Consider the following 22,708-nt stretch of genomic DNA (forward strand, 5'->3'; position numbering starts at 1 on the left):
GAACTATGCAACACCTATAAGAATATGCTAATCCTTATTGAAATGAATTTTTCAGATTTCAACCTTCGCCACCTGCGAGCCGCCATAGCCATTGGCCGTTTGGGCAGCATCTCTGCGGCGATGCAAGCCATCCATATCAGTCAGCCTGCCATCACCCAGGGATTATCGAAACTGGAAACAATGCTCGGCCAGTTGTTGTTCGAGCGGAGAACCGAAGGCATGGTTGCAACCGAAGCCGGTCACCTGCTTTTCCCCAGGATCGAAACCGCGCTCGCGCATATCATTTCCCCGCAGGTGACCATGACCCAGCTCCGCGCGTTGATCGCCCTCGCAGATGCAGGCGGCTATGCGGCGGCTTCGAACGAGACCGGCCTCGCTCAACCATCGCTGCACCGCGCGGTCGGCGATCTTTCCGTCGTTCTGAAGCGAAAACTGGTCGAGCGGCGCGGCAAAGGTGTCGCGCTGACCGATCAAGGCAGACGGACAGCGCGGCGTTTTCGCCTCGCCCGCGCCGAACTCGAAGCCGGCCTGAGCGAACTCGCCGCCTTGCTGGGTCGCGAGACCGGCCGGATCAACATCGGAGCGATGCCACTGTCGCGCGCGCGCATATTACCGGCAGCGGTCGCTGCCTTTCATCGCGAACATCCCGATGTCGCGATCAACATCATCGAGGGTGCATTTCACGAATTGATCGAGCCGTTGCGCGATGGTGACATCGACTTGATGATCGGCGCGATGCGAGCCCCCTCGCCCGGGCCGGACGTTGCCCAACAACCATTGTTCGACGATCATCCGGCGGTCATTGGCCGCAAAGGCCATCCGGCGCTGTCCGATGAACCGTCGCTCGAAAAACTGGCGCAATATTCCTGGATCATTCCCGCTGCCGGAACGCCACTGCGCGATGGGTGGGCCCGCATGTTCGAAAAATTATCGATACCGCTGCCGCACGTTCCGATAGACTGCGGATCGGTGATCACCATCCGTCAGATCCTGATCGAAAGCGATTTTCTGACATTATTATCGCCCGATCAGGTCGCCGTCGAACTGGAAGCCGGGTGGCTGGTCAAGATTGCCAGTATTCCGGAAGGATATACCCGCAATATCGGCGTTACAACGCGCACAGAATGGCGACCAACCGCGATGCAGGAAAAGTTTCTGACGATCTTGAAAGCGATATCAAAAGCCACCTGAGTTAACAAAAACTTATAGCCAAAACAACCTTCCGATTAGCTTGTCCTCTGGAAATGCCTAGACTTGCGGCCATGACCAACCCTGTGGCCTTGATTGGATATGGTGAAGCTGGCCGGACTTTTGCGCGGGCAGCAGGCTGGCAGTCGCTGGCGCGGGTATATGATGTAAAGCCGCTCGAGACGCTTCTCGCCAAAGATGGCGTGACAGCCTGCACTTCGATCGAAGCTGCCTTGGACGAGAGCGCGCAAGCCATCTGTGTCGTCACAGCGGATCAGGCTCTGATTGCGGCACAAAATGCCGCCCCCTATCTGGCCGCCGGATGCTTATATTTCGACATGAATTCTGTCGCACCCCAGACAAAACGCGACGCGGCTGATGTGATTGAGAGCGCGGGCGGCCGTTATGTCGACGTTGCAATCATGTCACCGGTTCACCCAGCGCGGCTAGCGGTTCCTTTACTCGTGTCCGGCCCTTATTCGGAAGACGGTAAAGCAGCGCTGGTCGCTCTGGGTTTCATCAATGTCCGTATCGTCGGTGATGATATCGGGCGGGCGTCGACCATCAAGATGCTGCGCTCGGTGATGTACAAAGGCGTCGAGGCTTTGACCGCAGAATGCCTGATTGCTTGCGAAACGGCCGGTGTTACCGACGAGGTGCTGGCGAGCTTTGGCAATGACTGGTCGGAACAGGCGGACTATCGTCTCGACCGGATGCTGGCCCATGGCCTGCGGCGCTCTGCCGAGATGTACGAATCCTCGCAGACATTACTCGCGCTTGGAGTTTCGCCAATGCTGACCGAGGGGACGGTGGGCTGGCAACAGTCGATCGGAGAGTTGGAGATCTCTCCCGTGCCGAAAGGTCTGAAAGCCAAATTAGCTGCAATTATGGGAAAAATGCCATGATCATCGATTGCCACGGCCATTACACCGTCTTGCCAAAAGCCCATGACGAGTGGCGGGAATTACAGAAGGCGGCATTTGCCAATGGACAGGAGGCACCGCCCTACCCCGACATTTCCGACGATGAAATCCGTGAGACAATCGAAGCCAACCAGTTGCGCCTGCTAAAAGAGCGCGGTGCGGATATGACAATTTTCAGCCCGCGCGCATCGGCCATGGCCCCGCATGTCGGTGACCAGAGTGTTGCGGTAAAATGGGCCGAAGTTTGCAACAATCTGATCGCACGAGTGGCCGGACTTTATCCCGAGACATTCGCACCGGTCTGCATGCTACCGCAGTCGCCGGAAGCGGATATGACATCCTCCATCGCCGAATTACAGCGCTGCGCGGATATGGGCTTTATCGGTTGTAACCTGAACCCTGACCCGGGCGGCGGCAAGTTTGAGCATCCGCCGCTAACCGACGAGTTCTGGCACCCGTTTTACGAAAAAATGGTCGAGCTGGATATGCCGGCGATGATCCATGTGTCGGGCAGCTGCAATCCGGCGATGCACGCAACCGGCGCCTATTATATTGCGGCCGATACCATTGCCTTCATGCAGCTGATCCAGGGCGATCTGTTCAGGGAATTCCCGACATTGCGCCTGATCATTCCGCATGGCGGCGGCGCGGTTCCTTATCATTGGGGCCGGTATCGCGGACTGGCCGATATGCTGAAACAGCCGGATCTTTCCACGCATCTCATGAACAATGTCTTCTTCGACACCTGCGTTTATCATCAGCCCGGCATCAACCTTCTGGCCGATGTGATCGACAACAAGAATATCCTGTTCGGCAGCGAAATGGTCGGTGCTGTGCGCGGTATCGATCCGCAAACCGGCCATTATTTCGACGACACCAAACGCTATGTCGATGCGCTCGATATATCAGATGCGGAACGCCATGCCATATTTGAAGGCAATGCCCGTCGGGTCTTCCCCCGGCTGGATGCACAGTTGAAGGAGCGAGGACGATGAGAACTGGCGGGGAAAAGTTCAGCCGGTTTTCGGGCCTGATGTTCGGTTACGAAGTGATATTGCAGGCCATCGATGATCCACAGGCAAATGGGCCGAAATGCAAAAATCTTCCCCAAAAAAAATGTTTTGAACGCCAGCCGTCGGCTCTGGAATTATCGGAGAGAGAAGAATGAGCAGCTGGATCAAAAATGCCTGGTATGTAGCGGGATGGGACTATGAAGTCGGTCCCCAGCCTCTGGCCCGGACGTTATTGGGCGTACCTGTTGTTCTGTGGCGCAAACTGGATGGCGAAGTCGTCGCCATGCGCGATGCCTGCCCACACCGCATGTTGCCCCTCTCGATGGGGATCAAGGAAGGCGATTCTCTCCGCTGCAAATATCATGGCCTGAAAATCGGCCCTGACGGTGTCGCCGAAGAAATGCCGCTGAAGTCCGATCCGGTAAACAAGAGGATTTGTACGGAAACATTTGTTGTCCATGAATGTCACCGGTTTGTCTGGATATGGATGGGTGACACGCCTGCCGACCTGGAGAAAATCGCCGATCTGTGGCCATGCTCCGCGGATGGATGGGCCTTCGAGGGTGGATATTATTCCATCGCCTGCGACTATCGCCTGCTGATCGACAATCTGATGGACCTGACCCACGAAACATATGTCCATCAAGGGTCCATCGGCCAGCAGGAGCTCATGGAAGCACCATTGGACACGCGCACCACCGATGACCGCGTATTTGTCGAACGGTGGATTCCCGACATCGATCCGCCGCCATTCTGGAAAGGCGCACTGGGCAAGGAAGGCCGGGTTGACCGCTGGCAGATATGCGAATTTATAGCGCCGTCCGCGGTCATTATCGATGTTGGTGTCGCACCGGTGGAAGCGGGTGCCAGCATCGACAAGCATGATCAGGGTGTCCGGGGTTTCGTGGTTGACGTCATGACGCCGCAAGACGAAACCCACAGCCATTATTTCTGGGGCATGGCGCGTGACTTCCAGACCAACGATCCCGGCTTTGGTGCGCGCTTCCGCCAGCAGCAGAGCGGCGTTTTCGCCGAAGATGTCGAGATACTGGAGGCGCAACAGCGCTCTATACAAGCCAATCCGCAGCAAAAATTGCAGGCGTACAATATCGATCAGGGCGGTGTGCGTTCCCGCCAGATGATCGACAGGATCAAGAAAGCGGAAGGCAGTCTATGATCGAACAGGATATCCACGAATATCTGGCCGAACTCGAGGACATTCCAGGCACGCGCATCTTTACGGCTTCGCGAGCCCGCCGCGGTTATCATCTCAACCAATTCGCGATGAGCCTGATGGACGCGGAGAACCGGGATCGCTGGAAGGCGGGCGAAGAGGCCTATCTGTCGGAATGGCCGATTACCGGAGAGCAGCGCCAGGCGGTACTTGACCGTGATTATAATCGGATGCTCGATCTCGGCGGCAACATATATTTTCTCAGCAAGATATTCTCGACCGACGGAATAAGCTTTGCCGAGGCGGTTTCGACCATGACCAACATGAGCTTCCCGGAATATCGCGACATGATGATGCGGGGCGGACGGTCTGCCGAAGGCAACCGGTCAATCAAGGGAGACTATTGAAATGGCTCGTATTACCGCTGGTGTCGGATCAAGCCATGTCCCGCTGCTTGGCGTTGCTGTCGATCAGGGCAAAACACAGGATGATTATTTCGGACCGATTTTCAAAGGTTATGAGTGGACGAAAAAATGGGAAGAAGAGCAAAAGCCCGATGTAATCGTGCTGGTCTATAATGACCATGCTTCTGCCTTTGACGCGAACATTATCCCCACTTTTGCAATTGGTTGCGGCGAAACATACAAACCCGCCGACGAAGGCTGGGGACCCCGCCCGGTGCCTGATGTCGAGGGCCATGCGGACCTTGGCTGGCATATCGCGCAGAGCCTTATCCTCGACGATTTCGACATGACCATCATCAACGAAATGGACGTCGACCACGGGTTGACGGTACCGCTTTCGATGATGTTCGGTCAGCCCGACAAATGGCCGGTCAAGGTTGTGCCAGTGGCGGTCAACGTCGTGACCTATCCGGTCGCATCGGGCAATCGCTGCTGGGCATTGGGCGAGGCAATTGCACGCGCGGTGGAAAGCTTCCCCGAAGATCTGAATGTGCAAATCTGGGGCACCGGCGGGATGAGCCATCAGTTACAGGGGCCGCGTGCCGGTTTGCTGAACCGCGAGTGGGATAATAAATTTCTCGATATGATGATCGGGGAAACCGATGCTGCCCGTCATATTCCACATATCGAATATCTGCGCGAAACGGGTAGCGAGGGCATTGAAATGATCATGTGGCTGATCATGCGCGGCGCGCTCGGCAAAAAGACAAAATGCCTGCACCGCCATTATCATATCCCGTGCAGCAACACCGCAATCGGGCACCTTGTGCTGGAACCAGACAATTAGAAATTAGGAGAATATCCATGAAAATCGCACTCGCAGGCGGCGGCGCCTTTGGTGAAAAACATCTTGATGGCCTGAAGAATATCGACGGCGTCGAAGTGACCGCGCTGGTTGGCCGGACGCTGGAACCAACCCGGGCTATGGCTGACAAATATGGTGTCGGTTTTGCCACCACCGACTATGACGAGATGCTCGCGCGCGACGATGTCGATGCGGTCATTTTGGCAACGCCAACGCAGATGCACGCGGCCCAGTCGATCGCCGCGATGGACGCCGGCAAGCATGTCGAAGTGGAAATTCCTTTGGCTGACAGCTGGGCCGATTGCGAAGCGGTGATGGCCAAGCAAAAGGAAACCGGGCTTGTCTGCATGGTCGGGCACACCCGCCGGTTCAATCCGTCGCACCAATATGTGCACAACCGGATCAAGGCTGGCGACTATACTATCCAGCAAATGGACGTGCAGACCTATTTCTTCCGCCGCAAGAATATCAACGCCAAGGGGCAGGCACGAAGCTGGACCGACCATCTGCTCTGGCATCATGCCGCGCATACCGTCGATCTCTTTGCCTATCAGGCTGGACCGATCATTCAGGCCAATGCGATTCAGGGGCCGATCCACCCGGAACTAGGCATCGCGATGGATATGTCGATACAGTTGAAAGCGCAGAGCGGCGCGATTTGCACCCTCTCGCTCTCGTTCAACAACGACGGCCCGCTGGGCACATTCTTCCGCTACATCGGCGACAACGAGACCTATATCGCCCGCTATGATGATCTCGTGAACGGCAAGGAAGAAGTGATCGACGTGAGCAAGGTCGATGTTTCGATGAATGGCATCGAGCTTCAGGACCGCGAATTCATTGCCGCCATTCGCGAAGGCCGCGAACCGAATAGCAGCGTCGCGCAGGTGCTTCCCTGCTACAAGGTCCTGCACGACCTTGAAGGCCAACTGGGTTAGATAGCGTGAGCATTAGCCAGCGCCAGATCGGACCATTCAACCTCTCGGCGGTCGTGCTGGGATGCATGAACCTCAACCACGCCTATGGCGTTGCGCCGCCAGAAGAAGAGGCTGGAAGGTTGCTCAACCACGCTCTCGATCTGGGCGTCAATATGCTCGATACTGCTGCGCTCTACGGCTTCGGAAAGAACGAACCCTTGCTGGCAAAATATGTCGGCCACCGGCGCGACGAATTTACCTTGGCGAGCAAATGCGTACTCGATGTTTATGACGGCGAGCGCGGTCTGAACGGGCATCCCGACGCAATCGCGGGAACGCTGGACCGCGCCTTGAAGCGGCTGGATACCAATCATATCGATCTCTATTATCTGCACCGGCTGGACAAGAATGTTCCGGTTGAAGAGTCGGTCGGCGCGCTGGTCCGGGCGAAAGAAGAGGGCAAGATCAGCCATATCGGGCTTTCCGAAATGTCGGCTGCGACCATCCGGCGGGCGTATTCCGTCCATCCGATTGCCATGGTGCAGAGCGAATATAGCCTGTGCGTGCGCAATCCGGAGATCGCGGTTCTGGAACTATGTGCAGAGCTTGATATCGGCTTTCTCGCTTTCTCGCCGACGGTTCGCGGTTTTTTGGCCGATGCGGTTCATGATGACAGCTATGAGAAGGGCGACATCCGTTCGTTCATGCCGCGCTTTATCGAGCCCGATCTCAGCCACAATCTGAAAGCAGCTGCGCAGTTTAACAGGCTGGCTGCCGATCTGGGCCTGCCACCGGCCCAGCTAGCGATTGCTTGGGTATTGGCGCGGCGGCCATTCATTGGCGCCTTGCCGGGCACGCGCTCGATTGCGCATCTGGAAGAGAATATCGGCGCTGCCTCGGTCACGCTGAGCGCAGAAACGATCGCGGCGGTCGAAGAGATTTTCTCCGGCGATGCGATCACCGGACCGCGCTATTCGGCTGCGATGCAGGCGCAAATCGACACGGAAACATTTTCCGGTGAAGAACTGGCATGACCATCAATGCCCAGGTCGCGATCATTGGCGCAGGCCCGGCGGGCCTGCTGCTCGGGCATCTGCTGCGCGCGGAAGGGATAGATTGCGTCATCGTCGAGCGCCAGTCGCCCGAATATATCCTCGGCCGGATCCGCGCCGGGGTATTGGAGCAGATCACTACCGACTTGTTACACCGGCTCGGGCTCGATGAACGGCTCAACAAGGAAGGCCTGCTCGAGGAAGGCTTTTGCCTTGCGGACGGTGAACGACTGATCCGGATCAACACATTTGAACTGACCGGCAAGCATGTCACGGTTTACGGCCAGACCGAGGTCACCCGCGACCTGATGGAGGCGGCCGAGGATCGCGGGCTGCAGATCATCTATGAAGCCTCGGATGTCGGGCTGCATGACATCGAGAGCGATGCGCCTTATCTGACTTTTAGCAAGGATGGTGTGGAACAACGGATCGATGCGCGGTTCATTGCTGGTTGTGACGGTTATTACGGGCCTTCGCGGCAAGCCATTCCGGCCAGCGTGTCGCGCGAGTTCGAGCGGGTCTATCCTTTCGGATGGCTGGGCATATTGGCCGACGTACCGCCTTGTCACGACGAGCTGATATACGCCAATCATGCGAATGGATTTGCCCTTGCCTCGATGCGGTCGAAGACCCGCAGCCGATATTATATAGATGTACCGCTGACCGAAAAGCTGGAGGACTGGCCCGATGACCGGCTGTGGGACGAGCTCGCCATTCGGCTCGGTGCCGATGCCGCCGCCAACATCACCCGCGGGCCTGCGCTGGAAAAAAGCATCGCGCCCTTGCGCTCCTACGTGTTCGAGCCCATGCGGCACGGCTCGCTATTTCTGGCGGGTGACGCGGCCCATATCGTTCCACCCACGGGCGCCAAGGGGCTGAACCTAGCTGCATCGGATGTACATTATCTATCCGAGGCCTTCACCGGCTATTTCAATCGGAACGATAATGACGGCATCGGCGGCTATGCGAAAAAGGCGCTGTCCCGGGTCTGGAAATCAGAACGGTTCAGCTGGTCGCTGACCAAGCTGATGCACCGTTTTCCTGATGATGGCCCCTTCGAACGGGCGATGCAGGTCGCTGAACTGGAATATATCGCGGAAAGCGAAGCGGCGCAGAAATCGATCGCCGAAAATTATGTCGGCCTGCCTGTCTGAAGCGGGCTCAGGCCTGAACGACTTTCTGATCGATCACGCCAAATGGTGACGAGCCGTCAACGCCGCGGCCTTCCATGCGCACGCTATCGCCAAATGCCATGAACGATGTGGTTGCCGGCGCCTTGTCCCGGATCATCTCGATCGCCCGTACTTCCGAAATGCAGCTAGATCCGACCTCGGCATAATTGGGGTTGGAGACCGTGCCCGACCCGATGATCGTTCCGGGAACCAGATCACGGGTCAAGGCAGCATGGGCAACTAGCTCGTGGAAGCCGAAGTCCATAACCGCGCCGTTCGCCGACCCGAATTTCTTGCCATTCAAATCGATTTCCAGGTCAAGGCAGACCCGCCCGTCTTTCCATCCTTCGCCCAGCTCATCCGGAGTGACGGCAAAAGGCGCCATCGAACAGGCCGGTTTCGCCTGAACCCAGCCAAATCCGGTTTTCATTTCAACCGGAGCAATCGCTCGCAATGACCAGTCATTGATCTGGACGATCAGCTTGATGTGCTGCATCGCATCTTCGGCAGACGTGCCCATCGGCACATGATCGACGATCACGCCAAACTCGCCCTCGAAATCGATGCCATGTTCCATGCTGGGCAACGGCACATCTTCGGTCGGGCCGAAGAAGCGGTCCGACACGCCCTGATACATCAGTGGCCGGTCGGTATCGATGGGATCGAGACCGAAGGCAATCTGCATAAGCTCGCCATGAGTCGAGAAAGCCGAACCGTCGAGCCACTGCCAGCTGCGCGGCATGGGAGCTGCCAGTTGGGAAACGTCCAGAGGATCACCGCCACCTTGCTCAAGCTGGCCGGATGCATCCTGCAATTTTGCGTTAGAGCTGTCCCAGTTTTCCGTCGCGCCGAGCAGGCTGGAAACGGGACCCTCAATATTCACATACCGTTTGTGGTCACCGGACACAGCGATTAATTGTCCGTCGGGATTTGCTGTTTTCAAGGTTGCCAATATCATGTCATCGTCTTTCGGTTGGATTTGAATAGTTGTCGAAATCAGGCGTAGGCGAACACATTGTCCACCAACCCGTCGAGAGTTAAATCGCCAGTGAAACCTAGACTGGCGGCCTTATGCGTGGTCAGGGACGGATGGGATGCGAACAGCCGCTGGATCGTGTCATCCCGTTGGAAGCTGATCTTGCTGCTATCGCCATATCGCGCCGCCGACTTGACCAGAACCTGCATGGGAGCCCGAACCGCAGGCAGCATTATCGGGTCTGGTTCGGTAAAATCGGAAAGCAGCGCATGCACCAGAGCCTTGGCGCAGGTTTTGACAGACATCAGCCAACTCGTTGCGTCCGGGGAAACCGGCAGCGTACAAGCTTCGCCGCCACGAACCGCGTGAAAAACATCGCTCAAAAAGGCGGATCCGAAACCTTCTGCCAAACTTGGCCTGGCAACAATCCCCGAAAGACGCAGAGCGGCTCCGGTTACCGCCTGACGTCGGACAGCATCCGCAAAGGCCAGTTCAACCATCCGTTTATGGGTGCCGTAGACCGATGCCGGATGCACCACTGTTTCGTCATCAACCGCTGTAGGAAAACTGTCACCGAACACAGCGATGGAACTGGCGTATACCAGCCGGCGCCCGTCCATGCGCTCTAGTAGATTTAGCGACAGATCTAGGTTGATCTTCTGTGACAGCGCCGGATCGGCTTGTGCTGCTCCGCCCGGAAGGGCTGCAAGATGCAGCACTCGGTCAACGCCTTCCAAGGCACCGTCCAGTGCCCCGGGATCAGCCAGATCAAGTTTGACAGATTCGAAGTCGGAGTGCCCGGAAATTTCCCGGTCAATCAATCGAACCGTTCCATCAAATTGCATATCGCTCAAATGCCTGGCGACCGCGCGGCCGACGAAGCCCCCTGCCCCGGTGATCGCCAGCCTCATGTCAGCCCTGCAGTTCTTCGGAAAATTTTCCGTCGATCAGGATGAACGCTATCCGGCAATTTTTGTCGGTACGGTTGGACCAGCCATGGTTTGTACCGCGCTGCACGATGATATCTCCTGCGCCGACGGTGGTTTCGCCCTCATCCATGATCAGCACAAGCTCGCCTTCCAGAACGATCCCGTAATCGACTGTTTCGGTGCGGTGCATATGGGCATGACGCGAGCCCTCCCCTTCGAAGGACGATGCGTCCGCTGCACCGATTTCGGCAAAATGTGCCTTCGCCTGTTCCGGTGTCATATCTGAAAAACTGTCATCGTCGGGTGGGATATCAAGAACGCGGATTCTCGTACCATTTGCGGGCGGCGCCAGAATGATGCCTTCTTCCGGTGGCTCTCCCGAACTTGGGTCGATGGGAGCCGGTGTGGCGCGGGTATTCCAGACTTCGTAAAACATCGGGCCTGTGTCTCCACCGATCTTCTGGATCCGCGGGACAATACCGTCTTCCTGAATAATGGCCTGCCCCTTGGCGTTATGGCCGGTGACGACGCGGCGGATTGGTTTCTGGGTCATGTTTTACTTCCTTCTGTGTTCGGCCTAGGGGCATTTCATACCATTGGCATATCGATGGATCACTTGTTAATGTCGGGCGGCACGAATGCGAGACCACGGGCAGCAAGTTGGTCCTGCGCGCTCGCTTCCCGCTGGAGGGCTGCTTTTGCTGAAGGTCGCTCGCTGGCCCGGTCATAATGGCTGGCGATCGCCGGAAAATTTGCAAGGTCGAAACCCGCACCGGTGATACGGAACCATATCCACGCGAGATAAGCATCGAGGATCGACCAGCGATCGCCCATCAGCCAGTCTTGCGTGGCCAGTTGGGCCGCAATCGGAGCCAGTTGCAACTTCAGCACTTCCTCGGCTTTCATCCGCACGTGCGGAGATGCCGCCGGATCGGACAATATCACCCCGGGGATAACGAAGCGGGTAACCAGCGGATGCAGATCGCTCGATAAACGGAATAGTGCCGACACAACAGACGCATCTGCATGAGGGTCTCCGGATAGAGGCAACAGGCCTGCGTCGGGATATGTCTGTGCCAGATAGTGCAAGATTGCGCCATTTTGCGTCAGGACGCCCGTCTCTGTTTTGAGCGCAGGGACCTTGCCCGAAGGATTGATTGCCAGATATTCTTCCGACCGGTGTTCGCCAGCCATGAATGCGACCAACCTGGTCTCGAAAGGTTGCCCGATCTCCTCCAGCGCCGTCAGCGCAACTCGCGCGCAGGTGGAGGGTGCAAAATATAATTTGGCTATGGTTCTCGTCATGCGGCCTCCATTGCAACCGGCAACGATCCTAGCGCATGGAGCGTGTTGTTCAACCGTCGCCGCGCTTCTCCGGTCATGCGAATGGCGGACACCTGCTTGGCCATTGCTTCACCGATCAGTTCGCCTTCCAGCCTTGCGACCATCTGTCCCAGACATTGGTGAATGCCGAAACCAAAACCGACATGGCCGCTGACATTGCGGTCGATCCGGAATTGATCGGCGTCCTCCCATTTGCGCGGATCGCGATTGGCCGAAGCCAGGAACAGCAGGACCTTTGATCCTTCAGGGATGTTTGACCCGGCAACTTCCGTATCTTTTGTGGTTGTCCTGAAAAACGTCTGCACGGTGGAATCCCAGCGCAAGCTCTCCTCGAACGCGCGAGACGCGAGTTTTTGATTCTCACGAAGCTTTTGAAATTCCTCCGGATGGCTAGCCAAAGCCAAAACCATATGGCCAATGCCGTTGACGGTAGTATCGACTCCTGCGGATAGAAACGAGCGCACCATCTTGCCTGCTTCCTCTGGCGTACATTCACCGCGATCAGCCGCTTCGTACAAAGCCATGCCCCAGCCGCCCGGCTTGAGGTTCTGACGCTCGCAGGCCCAGGCGACCCACTCGATCGCGGCCTGCTTGCCAGCATTGCCGTCTTCAAAAACGCGGTTGCGCGGACCGAAGGCGTTGAACACGATCGTCGCGTAATCGATCAGATGCTCGCGGCCTTCATCGGCCAGACCGATCATGTCGGGGAAGATCATCATCGGGAAGGCTTCCGAGAGTTCTGGAACCGCGTCAAATTGCCCTTTGCTGACGAGCTTAGCAATCAATGCGTCCGCCTTTGCCTGCCATGCGGGACGAAGTTGCTTCAGGGCTTGCAGGGAAACGATCCTGTTCATGATCGACCGGGTGCGATCATGCAGCGGCGGGTCTGCCTCCAGCAGCAAGGATGGCGGACGGAATGGTTCTTCCTTGGAAAAGTCGGCCAGTCCGACACCGCGCGAGGAACAGAAGGTCTCGTGATCCCTGAGCGCGCTTTGCACTTCGTCAAAACGGGCCATGGCATAGACGCCGAGCGGCTCTAGCCACACGACCGGACCTGCGTCGCGAAGAGCAGCATGATGCGCGTAGGGATCGGCGAGAAAGGCTTCGTCAAACGGATCTATATCCAGAGAAGCTATATTCCCTACGATCATCCTGCGGCTTTCGCGAGGCTTCCCCGGTTCATGACCACCACGACTATCGCGGCGCCCGCGATTACGACAGCATAAGCGAGGAAGGTTTCAGCAAAACCGCCGGTAATCGGTACGATGCTGGCGGTCACGATCGGTGCGGCAAACTGTCCGAGAAAGAAGGCACCGGTCCACATGCCCATACCCCGTCCGCGCATTTCAGGCGGCAAGCTGTTCATGGTCCAGGTGAGCATATTGGGCAGCAACATCCCGCTGCCGATGCAGGCAAGGATGGCGAATGTAGCGAGCAGAACCAGGGTCGTCGACATGCTGATCCCTGCATAGCCAATGGCCGCCAGAACCAAGCCGACTATGAGAAGCCGCGAGCCGACATTCTGTTTGAACTTGTTGAAGAGAACCGAACCGACAGCCACAGCGATATTGGTCAAGGCGCCGATCATGCCGATGGTCGCCGGGGAGACTTCCCCCGACAGCCCGAGGACCGGCCCCAGCTGGACAACGATAGAGTAGAATATGATACCGACACCGATCGTCGTCAGGATCAACGGCATCACAGCCTTGAACGGGAAGTTCGCTTTCACCCCATCCGAAACGGCTGATTTGACCGTCGGCTCGAACAATATGATCGCTGCCGCCAGAGCGATTGGTATCGCCAGAAGATAGAGCAGGAAGGGCCCGCGGGAGCCTAATAGTTCACCGAGGCCACCGCCAACCGCGATGAGGATGATGGCAGCGATACTGCCGAAACCAACCTGAAGCGCGATCCATTTTTCGCGGCGTGCGCCTTCAAAATAATCCCCGATCATCACGGTGGCCACCGTCATGATAACGGCTTCCGTAATCCCAAGCGCGATGCGCGCGCCGATAATCTGCATCAGATCATCGAGGAACCAGGGAATGATCCCGAAGCCGGCATAGAGCACCAGGGCGCCGACCAGCAGATGTTTGCGTCCCAGCTTGTCCGAAAGCCAGCCAGCCAAAGGCGAGAATAATGCAACGCATAGGGCCGGAATTGTCAGCGCCATCGGGACGAGAAATTCGCTGCCGTTGACACTGGAGAATTCCTTGAACAGCAGAGGCAGAACCGGAATAAGCGAGGTAATCGCCATGATCGGCATCATTGCAGCGAGGAGAAGAATGACGCCGTGCCGAGTGCCTGCGCTATGGCTGCCGGCTTGGCCTGTTGTAGCTTGATTCATGTTCGAAACCTCTTCCCTGCAACGCCGTCAATTCTTCAGTCGATCCAGATTATGCGGTATTTCCGCCCAATGTTTCGCCGAACCAGTCGGACAGCAAGTCACGACCGTAGCTCATATTGTCCGCGCCGACATGTTCGACACCGCCTTCGCGCGGCGTGAAGATAACCTTCTCGCGGCGGGGTGAGTTAACCAGCTGATCATATAGGTCGGACGCATAATCCACGCTGATCTGGCGATCATTGGAACCGTGGGTGACGAGAAACGGCACCTTGATCCGATCCATATGGCCATTGAGGTTCATGTCGGTCGATTTCTCGAGAAAATCTTCCATATTGTCCGCGCCAAAGGCCCACATGACATGCGCCCAGTAATGCGGCACCGGGTTTTCGCCTTCGCGCTTCATCCGCTTGTCCTGCACTTCGCGCCAATTATGGTTGGCACCCCAGACCGCTCCGCTGGCAAAGCGCGGTTCGTAGGCGACCGCGCGCGGGGCAAAATGTCCGCCCAGCGAAATGCCGGTCATGCCCAGTTTCGATGCATCGACATTGTCCTGCGTTTCTAGCCAGTCGACTGCCTTGGAAGCCCAGCTTTCGCTATGCGGATCGACCGGAAGGTTCTGAAGGCGAAGCGCCTCGCCCGTTCCCGGCTGATCGACGCAGAGTGTAGAGATACCGCGCCTAGCCAGCTCTTCGGGCAAGCGCGTCCAGTAGAGTAGCTCTTTATTGCTATCGAGACCGTTGCAGAACACGACGGCAGGCTTTTTGCCGTCACCGGGAGCCTTGGTCCAGATCGCCGGCATGGTGCCGGTGTCGAGTTGTATTTCTACCCGCTCACGGTTGAGCGATCCGAGCTTGGTCGACCGGTCAAAAGCATTGCGCGCTTTGGCGAAAGTCTCGGTGCGGCCTGGATGACCGTGGCCCTGCATCCGCTCTGCGGTGAACAGATAGAGCGACGCGCGCTCCAGCTTGTTGGAAGCGGAAAAATTGCGCCCCTTGGCTTCGTCTTCGGCGGCCAGCTCCTGCAGCTTGTCGCCCATCGCCGCCCATTGTTTCATGAACTGAGGCACGCCGGCATCATCGCCCGCTGCGGCGGCTTCCTTGATCGGCTGGCACATATCGATGATTTCACCGATCTGCCCGCCGCTTTCCATCGCGATCGCTACGGACAGGTTCCAGATATAATTGGGAAAATATTCAAATAGGGCCATGGGTCAGACCTCCGAAGGCTGGAAGAGGCAGGGATCGGCTTCCGGTTTTGGCATAGTCTGCGGACCGCCTATCCCCGTTTCCCACTGGTCCATGATCTGTGGACCCGGTTCGTGCACTTTGTCCTGATGGTTCTCGAAATCGACTTCTTCGAGCTCTGACGTATATTCCACCGCAAAACCGGCGGGTGTGCAAAAATAGCTGAATGTATTGTTTCCGGCAGTATGACGGCCAGGACCCCAGCGAATATCGGTTCCGCGTTTGCGCAGCCGGCTGGCGCCGCGCATCATGTCATCCAGCGTCAACATGTCGTATGCGACATGGTTCAGGCATGGCGGCCCGGGCAATATTGCAATCCGGTGGTGGGCGCTGTTGCAGCGCAAAAAACACATGAAATCGCCCAGCCAGTCGCTGACCTTGAAGCCCAGCACATCTGTGAAGAATTTTACTGCCGCCTTGTGGTCCGGCGAATGCAGGACGATATGGCTGATCTTCAGCGGCATGCCTTCCCAGCGCTCCATCGCCCGCTGCTCGCCGCGCTCGACATCGGAAGAGATTTCGAACGGAAGCCCGTCGGGGGAGAAGAAGCGGAAGCCATAGCCACCGCCAGGTGCATCGAGATCGCGTGGCTCGTGGATGATCGTGCACCCGGCATCGCCAATCTTGGAACGCAGCGCATCGACATCGGCGCGGCTGTCTGCCGCGAGCGCGATCACTTCAACGCAATTGCTGTCGCGCTTGTGCAGGCGGACGACGTGATGTTCGTCATGACCGTGGGTCTTGAACCAGGCGGTATCCTGATTGGCTTCGACCTCGACCAGCCCCCAGTCGTCGGCATAAAATTTGCGTTCGGTTTCGAAGTCTTGGACGCCATATCCGACATAGCGGATTTCGTTTACTTGGCTCATGGATATTCCTTGGGTGAGATTCTTAAATTGGTTGCGAAACGATGCCGAACATTTCGGCGGTCGCTTTGCCGTTATCGACGAGCGGGCCCTTGCCGATCTGGCCGTAACAAATGGCGAGCGACTTCTCGACAATATAGCGGCAGCGCTCGAAGCGGCGATCGCGATAGGCCTTGAAAGCGGCTGCGGGTGTATCGTGATTGGTCAGTTCTTCGGCCAACACCAGGCTGTCCTCGATCGCCATCCCGGCGCCCTGCCCCAGATGCGGGGTGGTCGCATGCACGGCATCACCGAGCAAAACGACGCGGCCATTGTGCCAGTCGCCATAAAGCATCATCTGCTCCATCGGACGATAGACGACCCCTTCGTCATCGGTAATCTGATCAGCCATCGCCTGGATCTGCGGAGCAGTGCCAGCAAGTTTTCCGCGCATCGAAGCGGCGATGCCGTCGATCGGATAATTGGGTTTCCCCGGCTCGGGCGTCGTCACATACATATACATCAGCTCGTCGCTGATCGGCACAAGGCCAACACCGGTCTGGCCATTATAGGCGTGCAAGGAATTGAGGTCGGCGGGGCGCGGGAAATTATAGCGCCAGACCGCTTGCCCCGTATATTCGGGCTTCTCGGCGTCAGGCAAGATACGCTGCCTTGTATCGGAATAAACTCCGTCTGCTCCAATCACGACATCGAAGCTCTCGTCACGTCCATCGGAGAAAGTCACGTCGACGCCATCATCGTGCTGGACAATTTCGGAAACGGTAACGCCCAGACGGATCTCCGCCCCTGCGCTCTTGGTCCGGTCGCCCAGAACCTTGTGCAAGGCCGGACGGCCGATACCGACATTGGCAGGATAGCCTTCCACCAGACGCGGCGCAGGAACTTCCGCGACCTTGGTCCCGTCCGGCGCATGAATGGCGACCGTGTCGAAAGGAACACCGGCAGCGAGATAATCATCGAGCAGATCCAGTTCCGCCATTGCGCGGATGACATTGGACTGCTGGATGATCCCGACACCGTAGACAGACCATTCCGGGTCTTTCTCGATCACCGTCACCCGGTGTCCCTTGCCGCGCAGCGCTATCGCTGCAGTCAGTCCGCCGATACCGCCGCCGATGACAAGAATATTGATATCATTCATCGTTCAATACTCATCCATGTCATTCGCGACGATCACTGGCCCCTGATAATATTCCGAAACGGATTTCAAATATGACATGTGATGAGGATCATTTGGCTCGGTGCCCGCAAAATGCGTGACCACCACCCCTTTGACCCCTGCCCGTGCGGCCATTTCACCGACATCTTTCGGCAACAGATGATGTTTGCGCAAATGAGTTTCCACGCCCATCACCGCTTTGTCCGGCATGCCTGGATTGGCGAGACGAACCAGCCCCACCATCATCTCGACATCCATCATTTCAGCGACGAGAAGATCGGCATCTTTGGCCAGTTCTTCGACCGCTTTGCTCGGTCCGGTGTCACCGGTATATACAATCGAACGTCCTGGCATATCGAAGCGATAGGAAAGCGATTCAAAACGGCGTGCCATGTCTCCGCCTGGCTTGAAACTATAGTGGCTATTCTTCCGCACGGACACTTCCATGCCATCAAGCGTCACTGTTCCGCCATCACGCAATTCGACCACTTCGACCTGATCGCGCGGATTTGCGGCTGGTGCGCCTTCAACACCGTAATTGGCAGTAGCGCCGGGAATCATCGACATGACAAGACCATCGACCAGTTCCTTTGTACCCGGCGGGCCAAAGACCTTTAGCTTGTTCTTCGGATTGGTTTGAAAACGCAGTCCCAAGATCGCTGGCAAGCCGCCTGTATGATCGAAATGCAAATGGCTTATGAACACGCCTTCCAGTGCAACTGTCTGCAGGCCTTTTTTTGCCAACTGACCGGCGGATCCGTCCCCCACGTCGACGAGATAATTTTTCCCGCCAGCGATCAGAAGATTGGATGGCTGGGATCGCGTCGGGCTGGCAACCGGCCCTCCCCGCGTTCCCAGTGTGACCCATAGCCCGGCATCGGCCTGCTTGGCCGCTTCCGCCGGCGCATCTGACTGGCCCTGCGCTTGGGCCGGGATGGCGGCCAGTGCAACTGCACTGGCCAACAATATTTGCATCAAACGCATAGCCATATCCCCTTAGAAGTTGAATTTGGCCCGTACACCATAGGTCCGTGGTGGCTGGTAATTGGCACCGACGACGTTACCGGCACCAAGCTGGACAACCGACAAGACTGCTTCGTTGGTCAAATTGCGAACGTAACCGGTCAATGTCCAGCGGTCGTCAATGTCACCCAATGTCAGAGCCGCATCCATGGTAAAATCGCTGCCGATCCGGCTCTCGGGAATATAGTTGAAGCCGACTTCTCTGGCACCGCGATAACGCCCGTCAACCGAACCGATCAGTCTCAGATTACCAAATTCGACCGTCTGCTCGATACCGATATTGGCAGACCATTTCGGCGAATTCAAAGCCGCCTTACCGGAACAATCTATATCATAGGAATCTGTTGCCAGATCCTGAGTCGCGTCACATGTTGTGACCGGCCGCAAAAGTTCGGGTGGATCACCCGGATCAGCCAAATCTGTCTGATTGAACATATAACTATCATATGTCGCATCCAGATATTGCACCCCACCGCGGATTTTCGTCGTTTCGGTCGCAAGAAACTGGAAGTCAATATCAGCGCCCTTGATCGAAGATTCGCCTACATTACGGGTATAAAAAGAATTATTCCCGTCGATGTCTACGCCCAAAGCAGCCAGCTGTTGTCCTTCATATTTCCAGTAGAACAGCTCGACGTTCAGCTCCAGACGATTGTCGAAGAAGCGATTTTTCGAACCGATCGTGAAGGCGTCAATGAATTCCGGCGCATATTCTTCATTACCGCGAGAAGCGTTAAATCCACCGGCACGGAACCCGTTTTCAAAGCTGGCATAAAGCAGATTATCGGGAGTGATATCATATTCGACCGCCGCCCGGAAAGTAAACTCACCATCGCCACCCGACTTCTCGATTCTGTTCGGAGTGATTATGAGAAGCGCTCCGGGACCTGGCGGAAAATCACCGCCGACGTTGAAGGGACCATAAGGAAAGACCTGACCCACGCCGTTGGGCCCGTTTGGATTATATGTGCTTATCGGCCGAGCAGGAAAGAGAGCAGGATCAAATTGGCTAAGTGAATCCTGCAGCGTCAAGCCGACTGGAATTGTCGGCACTTGCGGACAGAAAGGCGCGCGACCGACAGGTTCTTCAAGGCAAACGCCAGCAACTGCAACCGCATCGGCTTCAAAATCCCGGCTTTCGTCGGTATAGCGTATACCGCCAACGATGCGCAGACTGTCTGTCACATTATATGTAGCTCTTGCAAAGACTGCGGCAGATTCTGATTTGGAAATATAACTATTGGCACCCAAGGTGGCGAACTGGTTGAAGGAGTTCATACCCTCGACCGTCTCATCGAAATAGTAGCCACCCAAAATCCAGTCGAGAGGACCGGTTGAACCTGACAGTCGCGCCTCGACGCTAAATTGTTCAGCCGTATCCTGGTTGATTGCAGCTTTGAACGGAGGACCGTTAAACTGATTATCCAGTTTTGAGTGCCGATAGGCTGGTATAATCGCCAGATCGACACCGCCGAGGTCAAAGTTCATCTCTACGTTCACACCGAAATATTTGTCGTTGCGGAACGGATAGACATAGTCGCCATTATAAGGCGAATGTAGCGGTGCGCCGGCAATCGTGGCAGTGTACGCATCCGCCGCCGGCGTATGTAGACCCGAATACGGGTCTGACACGGCAGCTGGAGCAGCATCAAAGCGCCAACCGTTGACAGGCTGGTTGGCCCTCAGCGCCGGAACAGGTGGAATGATATTATACACGCCCTGAATATTGGTACCTGCCCCGACACCCTTTTGAGTCGAATAATCCATCGACATGCGGAAGTTGAAATAGTCGCTCGGCTCTGCATAAAATTGCCCGCGAATTGCAAAATCCTTGGCATCAAAAGTGCCATCACTATTATATCCATCATGCTGGTTGACGGTTGCAGCCACGCGAAGCGCGCCTGAATCCGCGATCGGAACATTTATAGCACCTTCAATGTTGAAGGCATCGTAATTGCCATAACCCGCAGACACATTTCCGCTAAACTCACCGAGCTGCGGCTTCGTGGGGATGACGTTGACGGCACCGCCCGTTGCATTGCGGCCGTATAATGTACCCTGTGGTCCTTTGAGAACTTCCACAACCGCAACATCAAGGAACGAAGCGATAGTCGAAGACGGACGACCGATATAAACGCCATCGATGTTGAAGGCCACGGCAGGGTTTGTATAACCGTTGTTTGTGAAGTTGCCGACACCACGAATAAAATAGCCCGCATTGGCGCCACCGCCAGCGGTCGTGTAAAGCGCCGGTGCAATCTTATTCAACGCGGTTGCATCGGTGACACCGGCCAAGGCCAGCTCGTCGCCGGTTGCTGCATTGATCGGAATAGCAGCGTCCTGAAGCGACTCCGCCTTGCGCTGCGCGGTAACCACAATGACGCCCAGTCCACCGGACCTCTGCGCATTATCTGAATCGGCATCTGCGGTGTCCTGTGCGGAAACCGGCGATGCAACCATCGCTGAAACCAGTGCCAGTGAGAGCGCTGCCTTGGACGCAGTCGTATTTCGCATGTGGAATTTCATAAACTTCCTCCCCTAATGATTTAAACCCTTGCCGCGTGTCTGCCGCAGCTTTTGATGGGTCGTGAATAAGCCACAGTCGCAAATTGCAAAAATCACTTTCACCAATAGTGATAATCATTTTCAGAAATAGGAAAAATCATTTGTTTTTACAGTTTATCATAAATTTTATTTATGATAAAAATTTGCTGAATATTGTGAAGAATAATCGGAAAATCGCAACGACTTACGATGCTAGTCTATTCCTGTATTCCGCTTGGATTTGCCATTATTTGGTTGTGCCGTATGGAAATATCTGAATTGGCACCGACTTGCTGCAGCTTGTCGCGCAACCATATCAGAGCTTCGTCTGTGGTTCGACTCGCATGGAATTGCATCATTTCCTGCATCACCGGCAGCTTGATTGGCGGTTCGGCTATGATCAGGGAGGCGGAAGGGGCTACAATTTTGGCCAGGCGTTCATGCATCAGTGCCAGCCGCATCGTGCCGGGGATCAACCAGGGTGCCTGAATGAAGGAGGGAGCGGTGATTTCGATACGACGCTTTTTTTCATGCGCTTCCAGGGCATGTTCGATAAACGTATTCCGGTGTCCGATCTGGACCGCGACATGGCCGCTGTCGAAAAAGTCGTCTATCGTCAAAGGCTGCTGCATGACAGGATTGCCGGACCAGCCGACAACTACAAATCGTTCCTCGAACAACAAATCCCTCGGATGATCGGGATGAACAAATTCTTCGGGGGTCAGCAGGAGGTCCAGTTCCCCGTTGGTAAGTTGTTCTGCCACATCTTGGTCGGGAAGGGAGATATCCAGTGTGACGTGGGAAGCCTCCCGTTGCAACACGTCCAGAAGCGGCACGATGAGAACCGTCGTGATATAATCGGAAGCCGCTATCTTGAAGCAGCGATCCGAAGTGGCTGGGTCAAAGCCCTTCCCGCTCGAAATCAGGCTTCGTAGCTGCAGGATCGTATCGGCTACCTTGGGGGCAAGATAAATAGCCCGGGCGGTTGGGATCATTTTTTTGCCGTGCTGTGTCAGAATGTCATCCTGAAACGATTCCCTCAATCGCTTCAATGCAGCGCTCATAGCGGCCTGCGTTACATTGAGCCGGGTGGCAGCGCGGGTGACGTTCCGTTCCCGCAACAGCACATCAAAGGCCACAAGCAGATTAAGATCAAAATTATCTAGACGCATTAAGCATAGATATCATTTATTCTAATCTTGATAAATGAAAAGTTGAAATGATACTGTTCAAATAATTCGTCATGACGCCGCATCGCGATTCATGATCAGACTGGCAGAATGGCCGCTTTTGCCTCTGAATAGCGTAAAAAGCTTGAACGCAGCCAGCAAACAATAATGCACTCGGTCGATTTAAGAGCAGATTGAAATCGGCTATAGATCATTCCCAATTACTCGGATTTGACCCGCTCTATGAGGTGACGAAAGCTTCGGCTATCGCTCGGACGCGAAGCAGCTCGAACAGCGCCCGCCCGTGACGATCCCGGTCAAACGTAATTCCAGAGCATTCGGGGCAGCGCTGAACGTCTCTGCCGAGCTGGCTTTTTTTCGTCGATCAGAATTTGACAC

General features: G+C 56.0%; 21 protein-coding genes. 9 read left to right on the forward strand and 12 right to left on the reverse strand.

Annotated features, from left to right (window positions below; genetic code table 11):
* Nucleotides 1–42 precede the first annotated feature (42 nt).
* The 9 genes from AAC060_RS11330 to pobA all read left to right on the forward strand — a co-directional run bounded on the left by AAC060_RS11330 (nucleotide 43) and on the right by pobA (nucleotide 8,690).
* Nucleotides 43–1,191: a LysR family transcriptional regulator gene (locus tag AAC060_RS11330; protein WP_339826226.1), complete on the forward strand. Its 1,149-nt coding sequence runs from the start codon at nucleotides 43–45 to the stop codon at nucleotides 1,189–1,191.
* A 71-nt stretch (nucleotides 1,192–1,262) separates the two neighbouring features.
* Nucleotides 1,263–2,093, forward strand: a complete 831-nt coding sequence (locus tag AAC060_RS11335) for a DUF1932 domain-containing protein (RefSeq protein WP_339826229.1) — start codon at nucleotides 1,263–1,265, stop codon at nucleotides 2,091–2,093.
* Nucleotides 2,090–3,106, forward strand: a complete 1,017-nt coding sequence (locus AAC060_RS11340; RefSeq protein ID WP_339826231.1) for an amidohydrolase family protein — start codon at nucleotides 2,090–2,092, stop codon at nucleotides 3,104–3,106. Before AAC060_RS11335 ends, AAC060_RS11340 begins: the two co-directional genes overlap by 4 nt.
* 169 nt (nucleotides 3,107–3,275) lie before the next feature.
* Nucleotides 3,276–4,301, forward strand: coding sequence for an aromatic ring-hydroxylating dioxygenase subunit alpha (locus AAC060_RS11345; protein WP_339826234.1), 1,026 nt, complete (start codon nucleotides 3,276–3,278; stop codon nucleotides 4,299–4,301).
* Nucleotides 4,298–4,705, forward strand: a complete 408-nt coding sequence (gene ligA / locus AAC060_RS11350; protein WP_339826236.1) for a protocatechuate 4,5-dioxygenase subunit alpha — start codon at nucleotides 4,298–4,300, stop codon at nucleotides 4,703–4,705. The genes AAC060_RS11345 and ligA overlap by 4 nt, the downstream gene beginning before the upstream one ends.
* Nucleotide 4,706: 1 nt before the next feature.
* Entirely contained in the window at nucleotides 4,707–5,549 is an 843-nt protein-coding gene (locus AAC060_RS11355) for a class III extradiol dioxygenase subunit beta (RefSeq protein ID WP_339826239.1), read from the forward strand.
* Between the two features lie 17 nt (nucleotides 5,550–5,566).
* Nucleotides 5,567–6,505: a Gfo/Idh/MocA family oxidoreductase gene (locus AAC060_RS11360; RefSeq protein WP_339826241.1), complete on the forward strand. Its 939-nt coding sequence runs from the start codon at nucleotides 5,567–5,569 to the stop codon at nucleotides 6,503–6,505.
* Nucleotides 6,506–6,510: 5 nt separating this feature from the next.
* On the forward strand, nucleotides 6,511–7,518 hold the full coding sequence (locus tag AAC060_RS11365; protein WP_339826243.1) for an aldo/keto reductase: 1,008 nt from the start codon (nucleotides 6,511–6,513) through the stop codon (nucleotides 7,516–7,518).
* A 2-nt stretch (nucleotides 7,519–7,520) separates the two neighbouring features.
* The gene (gene pobA / locus AAC060_RS11370) at nucleotides 7,521–8,690 is read left to right on the forward strand and encodes a 4-hydroxybenzoate 3-monooxygenase (protein WP_339826355.1); all 1,170 of its coding nucleotides are present in this window, start codon (nucleotides 7,521–7,523) and stop codon (nucleotides 8,688–8,690) included.
* Between the two features lie 7 nt (nucleotides 8,691–8,697).
* On the opposite strand, the gene AAC060_RS11375 is transcribed toward pobA, so the two are convergent.
* The 12 genes from AAC060_RS11375 to AAC060_RS11430 all read right to left on the reverse strand — a co-directional run bounded on the left by AAC060_RS11375 (nucleotide 8,698) and on the right by AAC060_RS11430 (nucleotide 22,312).
* Nucleotides 8,698–9,666: a fumarylacetoacetate hydrolase family protein gene (locus AAC060_RS11375; RefSeq protein WP_339826245.1), complete on the reverse strand. Its 969-nt coding sequence runs from the start codon at nucleotides 9,664–9,666 to the stop codon at nucleotides 8,698–8,700.
* Nucleotides 9,667–9,704: 38 nt separating this feature from the next.
* A complete protein-coding gene (locus AAC060_RS11380; protein WP_339826247.1) occupies nucleotides 9,705–10,595 on the reverse strand; it encodes an NAD-dependent epimerase/dehydratase family protein in 891 nt (296 codons plus the stop codon).
* Between the two features lies 1 nt (nucleotide 10,596).
* Nucleotides 10,597–11,166 carry a cupin domain-containing protein gene (locus AAC060_RS11385; RefSeq protein ID WP_339826249.1) on the reverse strand — a complete coding sequence of 190 codons (570 nt, stop codon included), beginning with the start codon at nucleotides 11,164–11,166 and terminating at the stop codon, nucleotides 10,597–10,599.
* A 59-nt stretch (nucleotides 11,167–11,225) separates the two neighbouring features.
* A complete protein-coding gene (locus AAC060_RS11390) occupies nucleotides 11,226–11,918 on the reverse strand; it encodes a glutathione S-transferase family protein (RefSeq protein ID WP_339826252.1) in 693 nt (230 codons plus the stop codon).
* Complete coding sequence (locus AAC060_RS11395) at nucleotides 11,915–13,108, reverse strand: cytochrome P450 (RefSeq protein WP_339826254.1); 1,194 nt, start codon at nucleotides 13,106–13,108, stop codon at nucleotides 11,915–11,917. The genes AAC060_RS11390 and AAC060_RS11395 overlap by 4 nt, the downstream gene beginning before the upstream one ends.
* A complete protein-coding gene (locus AAC060_RS11400; RefSeq protein ID WP_339826257.1) occupies nucleotides 13,105–14,304 on the reverse strand; it encodes an MFS transporter in 1,200 nt (399 codons plus the stop codon). The genes AAC060_RS11395 and AAC060_RS11400 overlap by 4 nt, the downstream gene beginning before the upstream one ends.
* A gap of 49 nt (nucleotides 14,305–14,353) precedes the next feature.
* Nucleotides 14,354–15,511: an alpha/beta fold hydrolase gene (locus tag AAC060_RS11405; RefSeq protein ID WP_339826258.1), complete on the reverse strand. Its 1,158-nt coding sequence runs from the start codon at nucleotides 15,509–15,511 to the stop codon at nucleotides 14,354–14,356.
* A 3-nt stretch (nucleotides 15,512–15,514) separates the two neighbouring features.
* Nucleotides 15,515–16,417, reverse strand: coding sequence for a VOC family protein (locus AAC060_RS11410; protein WP_339826259.1), 903 nt, complete (start codon nucleotides 16,415–16,417; stop codon nucleotides 15,515–15,517).
* A 22-nt stretch (nucleotides 16,418–16,439) separates the two neighbouring features.
* Nucleotides 16,440–17,555, reverse strand: coding sequence for an FAD-dependent oxidoreductase (locus AAC060_RS11415; RefSeq protein WP_339826260.1), 1,116 nt, complete (start codon nucleotides 17,553–17,555; stop codon nucleotides 16,440–16,442).
* A 3-nt stretch (nucleotides 17,556–17,558) separates the two neighbouring features.
* Nucleotides 17,559–18,557, reverse strand: coding sequence for an MBL fold metallo-hydrolase (locus AAC060_RS11420; protein ID WP_339826261.1), 999 nt, complete (start codon nucleotides 18,555–18,557; stop codon nucleotides 17,559–17,561).
* 12 nt (nucleotides 18,558–18,569) lie between these two features.
* Entirely contained in the window at nucleotides 18,570–21,110 is a 2,541-nt protein-coding gene (locus AAC060_RS11425) for a TonB-dependent receptor (protein WP_339826264.1), read from the reverse strand.
* A gap of 248 nt (nucleotides 21,111–21,358) precedes the next feature.
* Nucleotides 21,359–22,312 carry a LysR family transcriptional regulator gene (locus AAC060_RS11430; protein WP_339826267.1) on the reverse strand — a complete coding sequence of 318 codons (954 nt, stop codon included), beginning with the start codon at nucleotides 22,310–22,312 and terminating at the stop codon, nucleotides 21,359–21,361.
* Nucleotides 22,313–22,708 lie beyond the last annotated feature (396 nt).

The organism is uncultured Parasphingorhabdus sp. (genome assembly GCF_963975555.1).
Classification (GTDB): Bacteria; Pseudomonadota; Alphaproteobacteria; order Sphingomonadales; family Sphingomonadaceae; genus Parasphingorhabdus.